This is a genomic window from Methylocystis sp., from assembly GCF_051061225.1.
Classification (GTDB): Bacteria; Pseudomonadota; Alphaproteobacteria; order Rhizobiales; family Beijerinckiaceae; genus Methylocystis.
Genome location: NZ_JBPFEB010000068.1, coordinates 66,074 through 83,457, shown reverse-complemented (window position 1 = coordinate 83,457; position 17,384 = coordinate 66,074). Strand labels below are relative to the sequence as shown.

At 68.5% G+C, this 17,384-nt stretch carries 13 protein-coding genes; 3 read left to right on the top strand and 10 right to left on the bottom strand.

Annotated elements, in window-relative coordinates; translation table 11 throughout:
• Positions 1 to 51: 51 nt before the first annotated feature.
• Complete coding sequence (locus ACR652_RS12935) at positions 52 to 1,485, bottom strand: homospermidine synthase (RefSeq protein ID WP_434506898.1); 1,434 nt, start codon at positions 1,483 to 1,485, stop codon at positions 52 to 54.
• Positions 1,486 to 1,632: 147 nt separating this feature from the next.
• On the opposite strand from ACR652_RS12935, the gene ACR652_RS12930 reads away from it, so the two are divergent.
• Complete coding sequence (locus tag ACR652_RS12930; protein ID WP_434506897.1) at positions 1,633 to 2,589, top strand: CHAD domain-containing protein; 957 nt, start codon at positions 1,633 to 1,635, stop codon at positions 2,587 to 2,589.
• A 110-nt stretch (positions 2,590 to 2,699) separates the two neighbouring features.
• On the opposite strand, the gene ACR652_RS12925 is transcribed toward ACR652_RS12930, so the two are convergent.
• The 3 genes from ACR652_RS12925 to ACR652_RS12915 all read right to left on the bottom strand — a co-directional run bounded on the left by ACR652_RS12925 (position 2,700) and on the right by ACR652_RS12915 (position 7,099).
• Entirely contained in the window at positions 2,700 to 6,176 is a 3,477-nt protein-coding gene (locus tag ACR652_RS12925) for an acyl-[ACP]--phospholipid O-acyltransferase (protein ID WP_434506896.1), read from the bottom strand.
• Between the two features lie 92 nt (positions 6,177 to 6,268).
• Positions 6,269 to 6,547 (bottom strand): YiaA/YiaB family inner membrane protein, encoded by a 279-nt coding sequence (locus ACR652_RS12920; protein WP_434506895.1) that lies wholly within the window; start codon positions 6,545 to 6,547, stop codon positions 6,269 to 6,271.
• 39 nt (positions 6,548 to 6,586) lie between these two features.
• Positions 6,587 to 7,099, bottom strand: a complete 513-nt coding sequence (locus ACR652_RS12915) for a PspA/IM30 family protein (protein ID WP_434506894.1) — start codon at positions 7,097 to 7,099, stop codon at positions 6,587 to 6,589.
• Between the two features lie 227 nt (positions 7,100 to 7,326).
• On the opposite strand from ACR652_RS12915, the gene ACR652_RS12910 reads away from it, so the two are divergent.
• Together ACR652_RS12910 and ACR652_RS12905 are read left to right on the top strand one after the other, a co-directional pair.
• Entirely contained in the window at positions 7,327 to 7,956 is a 630-nt protein-coding gene (locus ACR652_RS12910; RefSeq protein WP_434506893.1) for a TetR/AcrR family transcriptional regulator, read from the top strand.
• A gap of 43 nt (positions 7,957 to 7,999) precedes the next feature.
• Complete coding sequence (locus tag ACR652_RS12905) at positions 8,000 to 8,740, top strand: sulfite exporter TauE/SafE family protein (RefSeq protein ID WP_434506892.1); 741 nt, start codon at positions 8,000 to 8,002, stop codon at positions 8,738 to 8,740.
• A 30-nt stretch (positions 8,741 to 8,770) separates the two neighbouring features.
• Here ACR652_RS12905 and ACR652_RS12900 read toward each other — a convergent pair whose 3' ends face one another.
• The 6 genes from ACR652_RS12900 to glgX all read right to left on the bottom strand — a co-directional run bounded on the left by ACR652_RS12900 (position 8,771) and on the right by glgX (position 17,361).
• Positions 8,771 to 9,349: a DsbE family thiol:disulfide interchange protein gene (locus tag ACR652_RS12900; protein ID WP_434506891.1), complete on the bottom strand. Its 579-nt coding sequence runs from the start codon at positions 9,347 to 9,349 to the stop codon at positions 8,771 to 8,773.
• Entirely contained in the window at positions 9,346 to 9,501 is a 156-nt protein-coding gene (gene ccmD, locus ACR652_RS12895; protein ID WP_434506890.1) for a heme exporter protein CcmD, read from the bottom strand. The genes ACR652_RS12900 and ccmD overlap by 4 nt, the downstream gene beginning before the upstream one ends.
• Positions 9,498 to 10,271, bottom strand: coding sequence for a heme ABC transporter permease (locus ACR652_RS12890; protein WP_434506889.1), 774 nt, complete (start codon positions 10,269 to 10,271; stop codon positions 9,498 to 9,500). The genes ccmD and ACR652_RS12890 overlap by 4 nt, the downstream gene beginning before the upstream one ends.
• 237 nt (positions 10,272 to 10,508) lie before the next feature.
• A complete protein-coding gene (locus ACR652_RS12885; protein ID WP_434506888.1) occupies positions 10,509 to 11,867 on the bottom strand; it encodes a S41 family peptidase in 1,359 nt (452 codons plus the stop codon).
• Positions 11,864 to 13,234 carry a murein hydrolase activator EnvC family protein gene (locus ACR652_RS12880; protein ID WP_434506887.1) on the bottom strand — a complete coding sequence of 457 codons (1,371 nt, stop codon included), beginning with the start codon at positions 13,232 to 13,234 and terminating at the stop codon, positions 11,864 to 11,866. Before ACR652_RS12880 ends, ACR652_RS12885 begins: the two co-directional genes overlap by 4 nt.
• Positions 13,231 to 17,361: a glycogen debranching protein GlgX gene (gene glgX, locus ACR652_RS12875; protein WP_434506886.1), complete on the bottom strand. Its 4,131-nt coding sequence runs from the start codon at positions 17,359 to 17,361 to the stop codon at positions 13,231 to 13,233. Before glgX ends, ACR652_RS12880 begins: the two co-directional genes overlap by 4 nt.
• Positions 17,362 to 17,384 lie beyond the last annotated feature (23 nt).

Genomic DNA, 17,384 nt, shown 5'->3' with positions numbered 1-17,384 from the left:
CCCCCGCGCGGGGCGCGGGGGGTCGAGACGAGACGTTGAACGGCGCTTGCGTCAGCGCACGAGAATGTTCCTGAACTGCCAGGGATCGCTCTCGTCGATGTCCTCGGGGAAGAGCCCCGGGCGGCCCTCCAGCGGCGTCCAGTCGGTGTAATAGCCCTTCACCGGCCCGAGATAGGGAAGCTGCACCTCGAGGCAGCGCTTGTAGTCGACCTCATCGGCCTCGACGATGCCGGCCTCGGGATTCTCCAGCGCCCAGACCATGCCCGCGAGCGCCGCCGAAGACACCTGAAGGCCGGTGGCGTTCTGGTAGGGGGCGAGGTCGCGCGTCTCCTCGATGGAGAGCTGCGAGCCGTACCAATAGGCGTTCTTGGCGTGGCCGTAGAGCAGGACGCCGAGTTCGTCGATTCCGTCGATGATTTCGTGCTCGTCGAGGATCTTCCATTCCGGCTGCATGCGGCCGGCGGCGCCGAAGATCTCGTGCAGGCTCAGCACGGCGTCATTGGCCGGGTGATAGGCGTAATGGCAGGTCGGCCGGTAGACCGCCTTGCCCGAAGCGTCCCGCACGGTGAAATAATCGGCGATCGAGATCGACTCATTGTGGGTGACGAGGAAGCCGTATTGCGCGCCGGGCGTCGGGCACCAGCTCCGCACGCGCGTATTGGCGCCGGGCGAGAGCAGATAGACCGCCGCGCCGCAGCCCGTCGAATGGGCGCGGCCGATGTCGGGCAGGGCCTTCTCATGCGTGCCCCAGCCGAGCTCCGCCGGCTGCATGCCTTCGGAGACGAAGCCCTCGACCGACCAGGTGTTGACGAAGACATTGAGCGGCTTGGGGTCGCGGGCGCGCTGGGTGTCGCGCTCGGCGATATGGACGCCCTTGACGCCCAGCTTCTGCGCCAGCGCGCCCCATTCGGCGCGCGTCGCGGGCTCCCGGTCGAAAACGCCGGTGTCTTTGGCGATGTTCACCAGCGCCTGCTTGACGAACCACGACACCATGCCCGGATTGGCGCCGACGCAGGAGACGGCCGTCGTTCCGCCCGGATTTTTGCGGCGCTCGTCGAGGATCGTCTCGCGCAGGGCGTAGTTGGTGCGGGCCTCGTTGCCCTTGCTCTTGTCGAAATAGAAGCCCGGCCAGGGCTCCACGACCGTATCGACGTAGAGCGCCTTCAGCTCGCGGGCGAGCTGCATGATGGCGAGCGAGGAGACGTCCACCGAGAGATTGACGACGAACCCCTGTCCGCCGCCCTTCGTGAGCAGGGGGGTGAGAATCTCGCGGTAATTCTGCGGCGTCAGCTTTTCCTGCAGAAAGGCGATCCCGCGCTCGTCGAGCAGCCGGCGATGCGCGTCAACCGGGTCGATGACGGTGAACTGGGATTTGTCGAACTCGAAATGGCGCTCGATCAGGGGCAGGATGCCGCGCCCGATGGAGCCGAAGCCGATCAGAACGATCGGGCCGGTGATTTTGCCATAGACGGGCCAGACGGACATGGGCGCGGGTCTCCTGCGAGTTTTCGGGATTGTTGCGCCGCGATAAAGCAGGGGCGGGCGTCTTAATCAAGTCCGCAACGTTCTGGGCCGCCGCGCTTGACCCGGGCGGGGCGGCCGCCAGAATCCGCTGCAAGCAGGGAGACGGCCATGAATCGTTCGAAGGATGGCGACCTGGCCGCGCGGCCGGAGCCCTCCGCTGTGGCGGCCGCGCAAAAGGCGAAGCCGGTCAAGCTTCTGGAGAGCGATTCGGTCGAGGACGCCGCGGTCTGCGTCTTTTCGGCCGCTCTCGACCATTTCGAGGCGAATATCGCGTGTTTCCTCGCCGGGCAGTCCGTCGAAAGCGTGCATCAGATGCGGGTGGCGCTGCGGCGGCTGCGCGCCGCGATGGGGCTGTTCGGCAAGGCGCTCGAAGGCGAAAGGCTCGACGCGGCGAAGGCGCGAGCGAAACGCCTCGGCGCGACGCTCGGCGCCGCCCGAAACTGGGACGTGTTTCGCGAGATGCTGGACGAGGGCCCCGGCGCCGCGCTTGGAGACGACCCGAGCTTCCATGCGCTGCTCCGGGACCTCGACGGCCGCCGGGCCGGCGCCTATCACGCGGCGCGGGCGGCGCTGGAGGGCGAGGAGACGGACGTCTTTCTGGCCGAGTTCCGCAAGGCCATCGCCGGGCGCGACTGGGAGCCCGCGCCGGGCGCGGCCGACGAAGGCGCGGCGATGGACTTCGCCCGCGCGGCGTTGGGCCGCTTGCGCAAGCGCGTGCGGAGAAAATCGAAGAACCTCGCCGAGCGCACGCCGGAGGAGCGCCATCAGGCGCGCATCGCCCTCAAGAAAGCCCGCTATGGCGCGGAGTTCTTCGAGACCCTTTTCGATGCGGACGACGCCGCCGATTACACGGCGACGCTCGCGCGGATGCAGGACGGCCTCGGCGCCTTCAACGACATGGCGACGGCGCAGCGCCTGCTCGACGAGATTGACGGCGATGGCGGCGCAACCCTGCGCGCCTCGGGCTTCGTGCGCGGCTGGTTCGCGCATGCGGCGCAGGACGCGATCGACCATGCGCGAAAGAGCGAGAAAAGGCTGAAGAAGCTGAAGCCGTTCTGGAAATAGGCGATCAGACGAGCTCGATCAGCGTCTCCCCCCGCTGATCCGCGCCTGTCGCAATCCACGGTCCGGATACTTGCTGCGTCGCCAAGGTTTGCCACAGCCGCGGAAGCGGCTCATCCCGAAATCGGCGTCGCGCTCCCGTCGATCCGCCCCAGCACGCCGTTCGGCAGGCGGGGCCCGCCGCCGAGATAGCGGTTGCGCTCCCGCACCAGTCTCGTCACCGCGCCGAAGTCGATTTTGCCCGAGCCCAGCAGCGGCACGCGTTCGACGTAGAGCACTTCCGCCGGAATCGACAGATCGGAGGCGCCCTTCGATTTCGCATAGGCCATGAACTCCGCGCGCGTTGCGTTCTTCTGCTGCGTGACGAGCACGATCCGCTCGCCCTTGCGCGGATCGACTTCCGTCGCGGCGGCCGACAGGGCGTTCGGCCAGAGCTCTGCCGCGAGCTGCTCCACCGCCGCGAGCGAGACCATCTCGCCGCCGACCTTGGCGAAGCGCTTGGCGCGGCCCTTGATGGTGACGAAGCCTTCGGCGTCGATCGTGACGATGTCGCCGGTGTCGTACCAACCGTCCGGCGGCGGCTGAAGCTCGCCGGGGCGATCGGCCTTGAGATAGCCCATCATCACATTCGGCCCCCGCACCAGAAGCCGGCCGCCCTCCTCGACGCCCGGAACGTGTTCGAGCTTGTGCTCGACGCCCGGCATGAGCCGGCCGACCGTGCCGAACTTGTTGAACATGGGCGTGTTGAGCGCCAGCACCGGCGCCGTCTCGGTGACGCCATAGCCTTCGAGAACGCGAACGCCGAACTTCTCGCACCAGATTTCGCGGGTCGCCTGTTTCACCGGCTCCGCGCCCGCCACGACATAGCGGATCGAGCGGAAGTCGTAGGCGTGGGCGCTGCGCGCATAGCCCGCCAGAAATGTGTCGGTGCCGAAGAAGATGGTGGCGTTCGTCCCGTAGATGAGCTCCGGCACGATCCGGTAATGCAGCGGCGAGGGATAGAAATAGACCGGCACGCCGGAGATCAGCGGCAGCATGAAGCCGATGGTCAGCCCGAAGCTGTGGAACACCGGCAGCACGTTGAAAACCTTGTCGGCGCGGCCGAAGTCGATGCGCGCCGCCGCCTGGGCGGCGTTGGCGAGCATGTTCCGGTGCGACAGCGCGACGCCCTTGGGCGCGCCTTCCGAGCCGGAGGTGAACAGGATGGCCGCCATGTCGTCCGGCTTGCGGGGCGCGACGGCTCTCCTGAAGGCGCGCGCGGCGCGCAGCCTGTCGAAAAAGCCGACGCTGGCGCGCATGTCTTCGAGATAGACGAGGGTCGTCCGCTCGCCCAGGGCGGCGGCGAGCTTGTCGAGCTTGCCTTTCTCGATGAAGCTTCTCGAGGTCAGGATCGTCGTGATGCGCGCGGCCTCGCAGCCCGAGAGAATATTCGTGGCGCCGGCGGTGAAATTGATCATCGCGGGCACGCGCCCGGCCGAGATGGCGGCGAGGAAGGTCACGCCGGCGACATTGGCGTTGGGCAGCATCACGCCGACGATCTCGCCCGGCGCGCCCGTTTTCGCGATCTTTTCGGCCAGCGCGCGGGCGCCGATAAGGAGGCGGCGATAGGCGAGGGGCCCCGAAAGCGGATCTTCGAGCGCGACCCGCGACAGCCCGTGCTTCTCGGCGGCGCGCACGACCGCCTCGAAGATGGTCTCGTCCGTCGGCGTGGTGCGGAAGATGAGATCGGACATGATCTGATAGAGCGCCGCGCCCGCCGCCATGCGCCGCGCCTTGCCTTTCAGCGCGTCGTCGACCACGAGGCGCGTCGGCTCCTGAATCGTGAGCGTGAATTTGGGAAACCAGCGGCGGCGCGCCTGGTCGCGGGTGAGGCGCGAGAACATGGTCGACTCGGGGCCGTCGATCTTGACCGGAACGACGAGCGCGCCGGATTTCTCCGCGATCAACCCGGCGCCGTCATAGACCTTCATCAGGCTTCCGGTGACGGTGAGGCGCCCCTCGGGGAAGATCACCAGCGGGTCGCCCGCCTTCACGGCGTTGACCAGCGTGCGCGTGCCCATGGGCTTCGTCGGATCGAGCGGGATGGCGCGGGTGAAGCGCAGGAAAGGCTTCACCCACCACCGTTTGGAAATCCCCGAATCGATGGCGAAGACCGGCTCCCTCGGCAGGACCGACAGGATGAGCGCGGCGTCGAGGAAGCTGACATGGTTGAGCGCGACGATGGGGTTCGGGCCCGCGCGCTCGAAGTTTTCGAGGCCCTTCACGTCGAGCCGGTAAAAGGCGCGAAAGAAGATGGAGAGGAGGTCGAGCAGCGGATTGGTCACCACGGCGGCGCGAATCCAGATCGCCGACAGAAAGGCGACCGCGCCCATGCCGAGGAAAAGCTCGGCGAGCGTCACGCCCTTGCTCTGCAGGAAGGCGACGCCGGCGCCGCCGAGCGCCATGAAGGCGGAATTGTGCACATTGACCGCCGCCACGGTGCGGGCGCGCTGATCGGCGGGGCTTTGCGCCTGAATGGCGGCGAAAGAGGGCACGATCATCAGTCCGCCCGCCAGCGCGAGGATCGCGAGGTCGATCGCGGCGCGCAGCGCGCCGGGCTCGGCGAAATAGGCGGCGATGTCGAGATGGCCGGCGCTCTCCCCCGCCGGGCGCCACAGCTCCGCAAGGCCGAGGTCCACGGCGGCGGCGGCGACGAGCAGGGCGCCGACGGCCGCCGGCAGCAGGACGATGCGGCCTTTCAGCAGAAAGGCGGCCAGACCCGAGCCCGCGCCGATGGCGACGGCGAAGATCGCCAGATGCAGCGTGACGACGCTTTCCGCGCCATGCAGGGAGTGGGTGACGAGCGGCGGCATCAGCGACATGGCGATGGAGCCGTAGAGCCAGAACAGGCTCGTCACAGCAGTGAGCCGCCGCAGCGCCGGCGCCGCGCGCAGCGCCTTCAGCAGCTTGAAGGTCGAGCGCAGGATGTTGGGGTCGACGCGCAGATCGGGCGCGGCGCGGGGCGTCGCGGGAATCAGCCAGGCGGCGGCGCAGCTTGCGAGCGCCACCGTCATGATCCCGCCGACGAAGGCGAGGGCGCCCAGCGTCAGGTCATGCGTCTGCATGGCGAAACCGCCGGCGATGGTGCCGGAGAGAATGGCGAAGAAGGTCGCGCTTTCGACAAGAGCGTTGCCGGCAGGAAGCTCCTCGCGCGTCAGATGATCCGGCAGAATGCCGTATTTGACGGGGCCGAACAGCGCGCCCGTCACGCCGAACAAGGCCAGCGCCGCGAAGAGGGTCGGGATATTTTCAAAATAGAAGCCCGCGGCCGAGAGGCCGGCGACGCCGATTTCCGCGACGCTCAGCCCGCGGGCGACCGCCGCCTTGTCGAATTTGTCGGCCATCTCGCCCGCCAGTCCCGAAAGCAGGAAGAAGGGCGCGATGAAGATGGCGCCCGCGAGCGTGACCAGCGAGGCGCCCTCGGCGCCGCCGATCCGCGCGAGGATCAGCAACACTAGCGCGTTCTTGAGGAAATTGTCGTTGAAGGCCGCGAAGAACTGGCGCCAGAACAGGGGCGCGAAACGGCGCGTGGTCAGAAGCGACTGCGACATGACGGGTGTTTTCCGAATCGGGCGGGCCGGCGAGAGTCGGCCAGAGTTGATTAAGGATGGGTCAAAACGCCGGCCCGTGGCAAGGAATGGACTCAGGCGCCGGATTTCGCGACGTCCATCAGAAGCCGCTCGGCGCGGGCGTCCTCGATCCGGTTCAGAAGCTTTTCGGCTTCGACATTGTCGCGGATGGTCTTGGTCAGGATGATGCAGGACTGGATCAGCATGACCATGCCCATGAGCAGGAAACCCTTCATCCAGAAATCGATGGGCATGACGAAGACGCCCCCCGCCACCATCGTGGCCGCAATCCCGAAGGAGACATAGGAGAAGGTCACGAATGCAGGCGAATGCTTGATCGGCTGAGCGGACATGTGTCGGTTCCTTTCGAGGTTTGGGAGGAGAGGCCGTGATCAGGCCGGCGCGCCGGCCTTTTCCTTCAGCCGCGCCAGCACGTCGGCGGCGCGCGGCTTGAGCGGCGGGCCGAAGCCGGCCGCCGCGAGCATGTCGTTGAGGCTCTCCGGCGCGGTCTCGGCGTCAAGGGCGTCGAGGGCCGCTTCCGCCGCGCAGGCTTCCACCTGTTTTTCGCGCAGCCGCGCGAGCGTCGCCTCGGCTTCGGACAGCGCCTCCGCTTCGTGGGCGGCGATGGTTTCGGCGGCCCTTTCGGCGAGATCGGCCCGGCCCGCCCTGAGCGCCTCGACCGCGCGCCCTTCGAGCGCGGCGATTTCGGCGCGGGCGGCGGACAGCTTGCGCCCTTCCGCCTGATCCTGCGCGAAGGCGCGCGCGAGCGCCTTCTTGGCCCGCGCCACGGCGACCGCCGAGTCCCGCATCTGTTGATCGAGAAGGGTCAGGGCGCTCTGGTCGACGAGGCGCTCCTGCGCCTCGAAGACCCGCCCCCGAACGAGCGTGACGATGGTTTTCAGCATTGGCTCCTCCCGCGTGCAAGTCTCTGAACAATGTTCAGCACGCTTCTGTCTCTAGGCCCATTTTGAACAAAGTTCAACATGGAACTTGAACAGCGTTCTAGTCCATGCTTTACCGCCGGGCGGAAACGGGAACCGTCGCGGCTCCTGAGCGGTTTGTCGGATGAACGGACGTCACGACCCGCGATGGGCGCCCCGGCGTCCTCGCGCGCGTCTTTGAGGATGATGCGGTGAGCGAGACCAGGACGGAGGCCGGCGCGCAACGCCGGACGAAACTGCGTGAGCGTCTGCTCGACGTCGCGCGCCACTCGATCGCCGCCCGGGGCCTGTCGGGTCTGAAGGCGCGCGATCTGGCCTCGGAAGCGGGATGCGCCCTTGGGGCGATCTACACGGCCTTCGACGACCTCGACGAGCTGATCCTGCGGGTCAATCTCTCGACCTTGCAAAGGCTCGGGGACGCGCTGGACACGGCGGTCACCGCCGCGCCGCCGGCGCAGGCGCTGCAGGCGCTCGCCCGCGCCTATCTGAATTTCGCACGGCGGGACGAGCCGAGCTGGCGGGCGCTGTTCGAGCATCGCCTCTCCGGCGGCGCGCCTGTGCCGGAATGGTACGCCGACGCGCGCAACCAGCTTTTCTCCCGCCTCGAGGGGCCGCTCGGGAGCCTCATGCCCGATCGTGACGCCGCGGCCCGGGCGCGGCTGGCCCGCACGCTGTTCTCGGCGGTGCATGGCGTCGTCGCTCTCGGCCTGGAGCAGAAGATCGCCGCGACGCCGCCCGAGACGCTCGACGCCGAACTCGACACGCTGGTGCGGCTGATTGCGGCGGGGCTCGAAAAGGAGACGCGGGCGGCGGCGCACTGACGCCGGCGCTTGCCAATCCCGGCGCGACCTGAGATAGGCGCGCATGGCTTACCTTCTGCTATTCGCCGTCTCCCTGTGGGCCGGCGTCCAGAACGCGCTCGCCGGCGGCGGCTCGTTTCTCACCCTGCCCACCCTGATGGTCACCGGCATGGACGCCCTCGCCGCCAATGTGACCTCCTGCGTGGCGCTGTTTCCCGCCCAGATCGCGACCGGCTGGACCGGCCGGCGGCATGCGGCGGGCGTGGGCGGGGTGACGCTGCGCTGGCTGTTCGTCATCAGCGTCATCGGCGGCGCCATCGGCGCGGTGATCCTGCTCGCCACGCCGCGCGGACTCTTCGCGCATCTCGTGCCCTGGCTGGTGCTGTTCGCCACCGGCCTGTTCGCCTGGGGGAGCTTTTTCCGCAAACCGGGCGGGACGCACGGCCATCTGAGCCCGAGGGGCGTCGGCGCCACTCAGTTCGGCATTGCTGTCTATGGCGGCTATTTCGGCGGCGGCGCGGGCTTTCTCATGGTCGCCGCGCTCACCATGGCGGGTCAGGCGGTGCGCGTCGCCAGCAACACCAAAAACCTGCTGGCCGGGGTGATGAACGCCTCCGCCGTGGCGATCTTCCTGTTTTCGCCGGATCTGCATTGGCCGCAGGCGCTGGTCTCGGGCGCCGGGGCGACCCTGGGCGGCGTGATCGGCGCGCGTCTCATTCACGTCATCGACGAGAAGCTGCTGCGCCTCTTCATCATCGCCGTCGGCTCGGCGCTGACGGTCGGGCTGTTTTTGAAGGCCGGATGACGCGGAGACTGGCCCGCGCCTGTCTCGCACTTACCGGCCCATCGCCTTCCTGATCTCGGGGACGAGCGTCGTCGCCGCGGCCGAGGGCGTGAGCGGACCGATGAATTTATAGGCGATGGTCCCGTCGCCCTTCACCACGAAGGTCTCGGGCACGCCATAGACGCCGAAGTCGATGGCGGTTTGGCCGGCCGGATCGACGCCGACGCGCTGGAAGGGGTTGCCCTCCCCTTGCAGGAAATTGAGCGCATTGGCCGCCTCGTCCTTGTAGGAGAGGCCATAGAGCTCCACGCCGAGCCCTTTCAGCGCCTCGTCCTTCGCAAGCGACATCAGCACCGGATGCTCCTGCCGGCAGGGGGCGCACCAGCTCGCGAAAATATTGATCACGCTGACATGGCCCTTGCGCAGATCGGCGGTCGACATCCCCTGCGCCCCGAGCCCGGCGAGCGGCGGCAGGTCGAAGTCCGGCGCCGGCTTGCCAATGAGCGCCGAGGGGATGCGCGAGGCGTCGCCGCCGAAGAGGCGCGCCAGAAACACCGCCGCGAGCAGGCCGAAGACGACGAGCGGCAGAAAACGCAGCGGCGAGCGCCGCGGCTCGGACACTTCGCTCACGCGGCGCCTCCGCCATCCTGGCCCTTGCCGCCGAAGCGCGCCAGTTCCGCCCGCAGGCGGCGGTAATCGAGAAGGATGCGCGCCGCGACGCCGCCGATGGTGAGAAAGGCGATGGCGTAGGCGAGCGCGACGAAGCTGGCGTGGGACGTCATTGCGCGGCCTCGAAGCTGGAGGGCGAGGGGCCTTTGTCCCGCGCGTCGTCGTGAAGCGCCTGAAGCGTCAGGCGCGCCAGGCGGCGGCGCAGGATTTCATTGCGGATGGCCATGATATGCAGGGTCAGGAACAGCAGCGTCGCCGCCAGCGCCATGACCAGCAGCGGCCACAGCATGGAGCCCGAAATCGTCGGGCCGCCGATGCGGAACACCGAGGCCGGCTGATGCAGCGTGTTCCACCAGTCGACCGAATATTTGATGATCGGAATGTCGATCGCGCCCACGAGGGTCATGATCGAGGCGACGCGCGCGCCGCGCGGCGTGTCGTCCATCGTCTGCCGCACGGCGATGAGGCCGAGATAGAGCAGGAACAGCACCAGCATGGAGGTGAGGCGCGCGTCCCAGACCCAATAGGTTCCCCACATCGGCTTGCCCCATAGCGAGCCGGTGACGAGACAGACGAAGGTGAAGGCGGCGCCGAGCGAGGCGGCGGTCTTCTGCGCCGCGTCGGCCAGCGGATGTTTCCACACCAGCACGCCGAGCGACGCGGAGGTCATCGCCACATAGGCGAAGATGGCGAGCCAGGCCGAGGGCACATGGATGTACATGATCCGCACCGTCTCGCCCTGCTGATAGTCGGGCGGCGCGGTGAAGGCGCCATAGAGCCCAACCGCCAGCAGCGCGAGCGTCAGTCCCGAAAGCCAGGGCAGGACGATGCGCGCGAAGGTGAGAAAGCGCGTCGGATTGGCGTAGTCGAGGATATTCGGCATCTTGGACCTGATAAACGAAAACGGACGCCGCTGAAAGCGGCGCCCGTGAAAGCCATTTGCGCCATTGGCGCGAGCCGCTCAACCCTCCCCCTTGTGCAGGGAAGCCGGCGGTCGAAGACCGCCGGGTGGGGGTCCGCGCCGCTATAGCGTCTTTGCGGCTCTACCCCACCCGACCCCGCCCTTCAGGCGGGGCCACCCTCCCCGTAAAGGGGAGGGATGAGCTCACGATCGGCGTTCTCAGTTGGCCTTGGTCGCGGGCTTCGTCGCGTCCTTGGCGACGTCCTTGGACTGCTCGGCGATGATCTGGGCCTTCGGCTTGCCGTGGAGAAGGTCGACGGCGGCGATGAGCTGCTTGTCCTTCTTCTCGTCCGGCGGCACGTAAGCCTGCGAACCGCTCTTCTCGTCCTCGCCGTTCTTGAGGTGACCCTTCAGCGAGGCCTCGCCCTTGGTGTCGTCCTTGCCCTTCAGCTCGTCCGGAACGTCCTGAAGGATGATCATGTCGGGGTCGATGCCCTTGGCCTGAATCGAGCGGCCCGAGGGGGTGTAGTAGCGCGCGGTGGTGAGGCGCAGCGCGCCGCTGGCGCCGCCGAGCGGAATGATGGTCTGCACCGAGCCCTTGCCGAAGGAGCGCGTGCCGATGAGCGTCGCGCGCTTGTGGTCCTGCAGCGCGCCGGCGACGATCTCGGAGGCCGAGGCCGAGCCGCCATTGATCAGCACGACGACCGGCTTGCCCTTCGAGAGATCGCCCGGACGGGCGTTGTAGCGCTGCGTCTCGTCCGCGTTGCGGCCGCGCGTCGACACGATCTCGCCCTTGTCGACGAAGGCGTTGACCACCTGGATCGACTGGTCGAGCAGGCCGCCCGGATTGTTGCGCAGGTCGATGATGTAGCCCTTGAACTTGTCGGCCGGGATTTCCTGGGTGAGCTTCGCCATCGCGTTGCGCAGGCCGTCCGCCGTCTCCTCGTTGAACTGGGAGATGCGGACATAGGCGATGTCGTCGTCCTGCTTGCGCGAGCGCACCGACTTGATGTGGATCTCGGCGCGGGTCAGCTTGACCTCGATCTTGTCCTTGTCCTTGCCGCGATAGATGGTCAGCTTGACCGGCGTGTTGATGGCGCCGCGCATCTTGTCGACGGCCTGATTGAGCGTCATGCCCTGCACGCTCTCGTCGTCGATCGCGCCGATGAGATCGCCCGACATGACGCCGGCGCGCGAGGCGGGCGTGTCGTCGATGGGGGTGACGACCTTCACGAGGCCGTCTTCCTGCGTGACCTCGATGCCCAGCCCGCCGAACTTGCCCTCGGTCTGGGTCCGCATGTCCTTGAAGCCCTTGGCGTCGAGGTAGCTGGAATGCGGGTCCAGCGAGGTCAGCATGCCGTTGATGGCGTTTTCGACGAGCTTCTGCTCGTCCGGCTTCTCGACATAGTCGGCGCGGACCTTGTCGAAGACGTCGCCGAACAGGCTGAGGAACTTGTAGGTGTCGGCGGTGGCCGCGGCCGCGGGCGTGCCGATCAGGGCGCGCGCCTGCTGGCCAAGCGTCGCGCAACCGGCTCCGATGGCGATGCCGGTAGCGAGTAGTGCAGTTTTGCGAATCATCCGCCGACCTTCCGACTGTCTGACCTTGCCCACCATGGGCCCGAGTCGATCGAGGCTCCGTCCTTGCGGAACTCGACATATAAAATGGGTTGCTTCGCGCCGATCGCGATGGCCGCCGCCGTTTGCGCGGGCCCGTCTCCCATGCTGGCCACCGGCTCTCCCGCCAGGACGAATTGTCCGACGTTCACATTGGAGCGGTTCATGCCGGCCAGGACCACATAATAACCGCCGCCCGCGTTAATGATCAAGAGTTGTCCGAAGCTTCTGTAAGGTCCTGAAAAGGCGATCCATCCGTCGCAGGGCGCGACCACGACGCCCTTGTCGCGCGCGCCGATGAAATAGGCCTTTTCGGCGCCGCCGAAGCCATCCGGCGCGCCGTAGCGCCTGAGCACCTCGCCCGCCACCGGAAAATTCAGCTTGCCCTTGAGATCGGCGAAGGAGACGGCCGGCGCGAGGCGGGCGGCGTCCCGGAAGGGGGCGGCCAGCGCCTTCTGACGATCGGCCTCGTCCAGCCTGGCCTGCGCCGCGACGCGGTCCTCGTCGGCCTTGCGGGCGGCGGCGGCGGCCTTGCTGGCCGCTTCGCTCTCCGCCTCCATGCGTGAGACCAGCTCCTTCAGGCTCGTCGCCTGGCGGGCGAGTCTTTCGGCGTGTTCCGTTTCCGCCTGCAAGGCGCTCTGCGCCTCGGCGAGGGCCTGCTGGCGGGAGGCGATGAGCTCACCCAGCCGGTCGCGCTGCTCGGCGAGCGCGGCTTTTTCCTTGACCAGCCGCGCCTGCTCGTCGCGCGCGCCCTCCCGGAGCCGCACGAGTTCGGCGAGATCGCGTTGCAGCGTCTGCACTTCGACCCGCATCTGCGGGAGCAGGTCGCCAAGCGCCAGCGAGGCGCGCAGGGCCTCGAGAATATCCTGCGGCCGAGCCAGGAGCGCCGGCGGCGGACGGCGGCCCATGCGCTGGAGAACCATCAGCACCTCGACGATCAGCGCGCGTCGGCTCTCCAGGGAATCGGTGATTTTCTTCTCGTCCGCCGTGAGCGTCGCCAGCCGGGCCTCGATGGCGGCCGTGCGCGCTTCCGTGTCCTGCAGCCGGCCGGTCGCGTCGATCAGCGTCCGGTTGAGAGTCTCGCGGATGGCGGCGTGATTGGCCATCTCGTTTTCGAGCCGTCGCCGGCGGGCCGCCGTCTCGCCGATGACGTCCTCGACGCCGCGCAATTCCAGCCGCTTGATCGACAGATCGTTCGGCTCGGGCGGGGTCGCCGGCTTTTCCTCGGCCCGCGTCACCGACGCCGCGGCGAGCGTCGACGCGACGGCGAGCCAGCCAATGGCGCGTTTTCGCCCGTCGCTTGCCCGGAAACGCTCCGCCGCCGCTCTCATCCGAAGCCTTTGTCCTTCTGCGCGAGCTTGAAATATGCCGCCTGAATCTCGTCCAGAATGCGGCGAAGGCCAGCGAGGATCGCCCGCGCGCGGGGCGCCTCGAACAGGGTCTCGACCGGGACGGCGAGCTTGCGGCGCCAGTTGTCGCGCTCGCGGTCGGTGCCGGGGAGATTGACCGCCGCCGTCTCTCCGGCGAGGTCGTCGAGCTGCGCCATGGCGAGGGCGGAGGGCGTTCGCGCCACGAAGGCGTGCAGCGCCAGCGCCAGCGCGTCGTCGAAGGGGTCGGCCGGCTCCGCCGCGCCGATCAGCCCTTCGCGACGCAGCGCGTCCAGCAGAGCCCGCTTGTCGGCCTCGCGCGCCACGCGCTCGACGGCGCCGCTTTCGGGCGTGAGAAGGCCGAGCGCCACCTTTTCGGCGACGTCCGCCGCCTCCCACCAGCCGGCGAGCGTGGGGAGATCATGAGTGGAGACGCAGGCCATGGCGCCGGACGGATAATCGTCGGGGCGGACGAAGCCCTGGCCCGCGCGCTCGAACCACAGCACCCGATAGCTGAGCACATTGGCGGCGGCGAGCCGGTCGCGAAAGCCCCAGGGCAGGGTGCCGAGATCCTCGCCCACGACCATGCAGCCGGCGCGCGCGCTTTCGAGCGTCAGATTGGCGAGCATGAGGTCGAGCGGATAGGAGACATAAGCGCCGGCCGAGGCCGGCTCGCCCTGCGGGACGAGGAAGAGCCGCGCGAGCCCCATCACGTGATCGATGCGCAAGGCGCCGGCGTGGCGCATGTTCGCGCGCAGGAGCTCCGCGAAGCCGCCGCCGCCGTCGGCTTCGACCGCCAGCGGATTGGGGGCGGGCAGGCCCCAGTTCTGCCCGTCGCGGCTGAAGGCGTCGGGCGGCGCGCCGATGGAGAAGCCGCCGATCAGATCCCCCGCCATGCGCCAGCTCTCGGCGCCGTCGGGCGCGGCGCCCACGGCGAGATCGCGGCAGATGGCGCATCCCGCCGTCGCGGCCGCGTGGAGCTGCCGCTCCGCCTGCCATTGCAGGAACTGATGGAAGCGCAGCCGCGTCTCATGGGCGCGGGCGAAACAGGCGAGCGCCCCGGGCTCGGCGTCGCGCAGGGCTGGCGGCCAGTCGCGCCAGCGCGCGCCGCGCCGTTTTTCGCTGATCGTCTCGAACAGCGCGAAGCGGTGCAGCGCCTCGCCGCCGCTTTCGCAAAAATCCTCGAAGGCGACGACCGGCGTCGCGTCCGGCTGGCGCCGGGCGAGATCGTCGAAAGCTGCGAAAGCCGTTTCGAAGGCCACTCCCTTCAGCGCCTGCACGGCCGGGTAATCGACCGCCGGGGCCTCACGCAGCATACGCGCCGCCGCTTCGTCGACGGGCGCGCCGGGGAGGTCCGAGAGGTCGAGATAGAGCGGGTCGAGAAAGCGCCGGTCGGAGGGATAATAGGGGCTCGCCCGCGTGCGATCCTGCGGGAAAAGCGCATGCAGCGGATTGATGGCGAGAAGCGCCGCGCCGGCCTCCGCGCTCTGGCGCGCGAGCCGCGCGAGGGTGGTGAAGTCGCCGATCCCCTGATCGCCGTCGCGGCGCAGCGCATAGAGTTGCGCGGCGAGACCGAAGGCCCTGCCCTGGCCGGCGTCCCAACATCGCCGTGGGGCGACGACGAGCGCGCCGGTTTCGCCGGTCTCCGCCCGCAGGCGGTAGCGTCCGCTTGCAAGCGGCGGCAGTTGCGCGCGCCAGCCGCGAGCGACGCGCCCATCTACGCCGCGCCAGCCGCAGGGCTGCAAGCCCAGGGCGATCACGCTCTCGCGCCCCGCTTCATCGGTCAGAAACAGGCGCGTCGGGGCGCGCCCGTCCTTCGCAGGGAGACGCAGTGTCGCCGCCTCATGCTCCGCCGTGACGACGTATTGCGGGAGCGCCCGGTGGTCGCGGGCCGCCACGAGCGCGGCGAGACTGTCGCGGGCGTCCGCGCGCGTCTGCGCCGCAAGGCCAAGCCCCGTGAGAAGGCCGATCAGCGTGTCGCGCGGAACCTGATGGTCCGCGCCGTCCACATCGCGCCACTGGGTCGCGACGCCGGCGCCCTCCGCCAGTTGCGCGAGCAGCGCGTCGTCGACGGCGGGCGACGCAGAGGAACCGGCGCGCGTCTCTTCGACGAGGAGCAACACGCTTCTCGGCGGAACGACGATCCATGCGCCGTCACGCCGCGCCTCTCCCTGCGAAGCGTCGAAGGCGAGGCGCCATGCAAACCCCTCACGCGCGGGCGGCGCGACCAGTTGCGGGTTCTCTCCACGATGCAGGATGAGGAGAACGCGCTCCCCCTGCGCATGAAGCGCCGCGATCAGCGTCGTCGCGCCGCCCTGGCGCCACTCCTCTTCCCGCATCGGCGCGCCATCGGGACGCAGCCATTGCACGTCGGGGATGAGCGCGTCGTCATGCGCCTCGCCGTCGAGAAAACGGTCGTCCCGCAAGGCGCCATGCGCGCGGCGCAGCGCGATCGCTTGCGCGCAGGTCTCGATCAGCGAGAGGTCGGCGCTGGCCCAGTCGAGCCAGCCCGTTTCATTGTCCTGCGCATAGGCGTTGTTGTTGCCCTTCTGCGTGTGGCCGAGTTCGGCGCCCATCGCCAGCATGGGCGTGCCGCGCGAGAAGAACAGCGTGGCGAGGAGATTGCGCTGGTCGCGCGCGCGGGCGGCGCGGACCGTCGGATTATCGGTCTCGCCTTCGACGCCGTTGTTCCAGGACAGATTGTCGCTCGTCCCGTCGCGATTGTCCTCGCCATTCGCCTCATTGTGTTTGCGTTCGCAGGAGACGAGATCGCGCAGGGTGAAGCCGTCATGCGCGACGACGAAATTGACGCTTTTTGACGGCGCGCGCCGGGCGAAGACATCCTGTGAGCCGGCGACGCGCGTCGCCAGCTCCGAAACGCCCGCCGCGTCGCCGCGCCAGAAGCGACGGACGCTGTCGCGATAGCGGTCGTTCCATTCGGCGAAGGGCGAAGGAAATCGGCCGAGCTGATAGCCGCCGGGGCCGAGGTCCCAAGGCTCGGCGATGAGTTTCAAGTCACGCAGCACGGGGTCCTGCCGCAGCGCCGCGAGGAACGGCGCGTCGGGATCGAAGCCGCGGGAGCGGCGCGCCAGCGTCGTCGCCAGATCGAAGCGAAAGCCGTCGACGCCGCCGTAAAGCGCCCAGGCGCGCAGCGCGTCGGTCGCGAGCCGCAGGGCGGGGGCGCGGTCGAGCGCAAGCGTATTGCCGCAGCCCGCGTCGTTCACATAGCGCGCGGGGTCGTCCGCAAGACGGTAATAGCTCGCGTTGTCGAGGCCGCGCAGCGAAAGCGTCGGTCCGAATTCGTCGCTCTCGCCAGTGTGGTTGAAGACGACGTCGAGAATGACTTCGAGCCCGGCGTCGTGCAGCGCGGCGACGGCGTCGCGCACCTCCCGCCAGCCGCCCGGCGCCAGACGCGGATCGGGCGCCATCGGCGCGATCGGGTTGTAGCCCCAGTAATTGGTGAGACCCAGCGGCGGCAGATGGCGCTCGTCGATCCAGGCGGCGCAGGGCAGAAGCTCGATCGTGGTCACGCCGAGCCGTTTCAGATGCGCGAGGGGCGCTTCATGCGCGAGGCCCCGGAATGTTCCGCGCGCCTGCGGCGGCGCATCCGGATGCGTCGCGGTGAACCCCTTCACGTGAAGTTCATAGATAACCGTGTCGGCCCAGGGGATGCGCGGGCGGCGGGACGCCGCCGTCGCCGGGCGCGTCATCACCGATTTGGCGACAAAGGGCGCGCTGTCCGCGCCGGCGGTTTCGCCATGGGCGAATTGACTGGGATGCAGGCGGAGCGGCCGGTCCAGCGCCAGCGCATAAGGGTCGACGAGAAGTTTCGCGCCGTTGAAGCGATGGCCTGGCGCGTCGGGACCCCAGGCGCGAAAGCCGTAGCGGGCGCCTTCGGTCAATCCTTCGACATGAGCGTGAAAGACGTCGCCATCCCGCGCAAGACATATTCTGTCCGTTTCGCGATCGCTTTCGTCGAAGAGGCAGAGGTGGATTTCATCCGCATGCGCCGAGAAGACCGCGACATTGGCGCCGGTCTCGTCGAGCGTGACGCCGAGCGGTTCGGCGTGGCCTGTCGTGACGCGGTTCATGCCCCCTCCCCAAACGTCTTGCG

Coding starts and splice junctions, on each gene's coding strand:
- ACR652_RS12935 (WP_434506898.1), bottom strand. CDS start 1,485: ATGTCCGTCTGGCCCGTCTATGGCAAAATCACCGGCCCGATCGTTCTG.
- ACR652_RS12930 (WP_434506897.1), top strand. CDS start 1,633: ATGAATCGTTCGAAGGATGGCGACCTGGCCGCGCGGCCGGAGCCCTCC.
- ACR652_RS12925 (WP_434506896.1), bottom strand. CDS start 6,176: ATGTCGCAGTCGCTTCTGACCACGCGCCGTTTCGCGCCCCTGTTCTGG.
- ACR652_RS12920 (WP_434506895.1), bottom strand. CDS start 6,547: ATGTCCGCTCAGCCGATCAAGCATTCGCCTGCATTCGTGACCTTCTCC.
- ACR652_RS12915 (WP_434506894.1), bottom strand. CDS start 7,099: ATGCTGAAAACCATCGTCACGCTCGTTCGGGGGCGGGTCTTCGAGGCG.
- ACR652_RS12905 (WP_434506892.1), top strand. CDS start 8,000: ATGGCTTACCTTCTGCTATTCGCCGTCTCCCTGTGGGCCGGCGTCCAG.
- ccmD (WP_434506890.1), bottom strand. CDS start 9,501: ATGACGTCCCACGCCAGCTTCGTCGCGCTCGCCTACGCCATCGCCTTT.
- ACR652_RS12890 (WP_434506889.1), bottom strand. CDS start 10,271: ATGCCGAATATCCTCGACTACGCCAATCCGACGCGCTTTCTCACCTTC.
- ACR652_RS12885 (WP_434506888.1), bottom strand. CDS start 11,867: ATGATTCGCAAAACTGCACTACTCGCTACCGGCATCGCCATCGGAGCC.
- ACR652_RS12880 (WP_434506887.1), bottom strand. CDS start 13,234: ATGAGAGCGGCGGCGGAGCGTTTCCGGGCAAGCGACGGGCGAAAACGC.
- glgX (WP_434506886.1), bottom strand. CDS start 17,361: ATGAACCGCGTCACGACAGGCCACGCCGAACCGCTCGGCGTCACGCTC.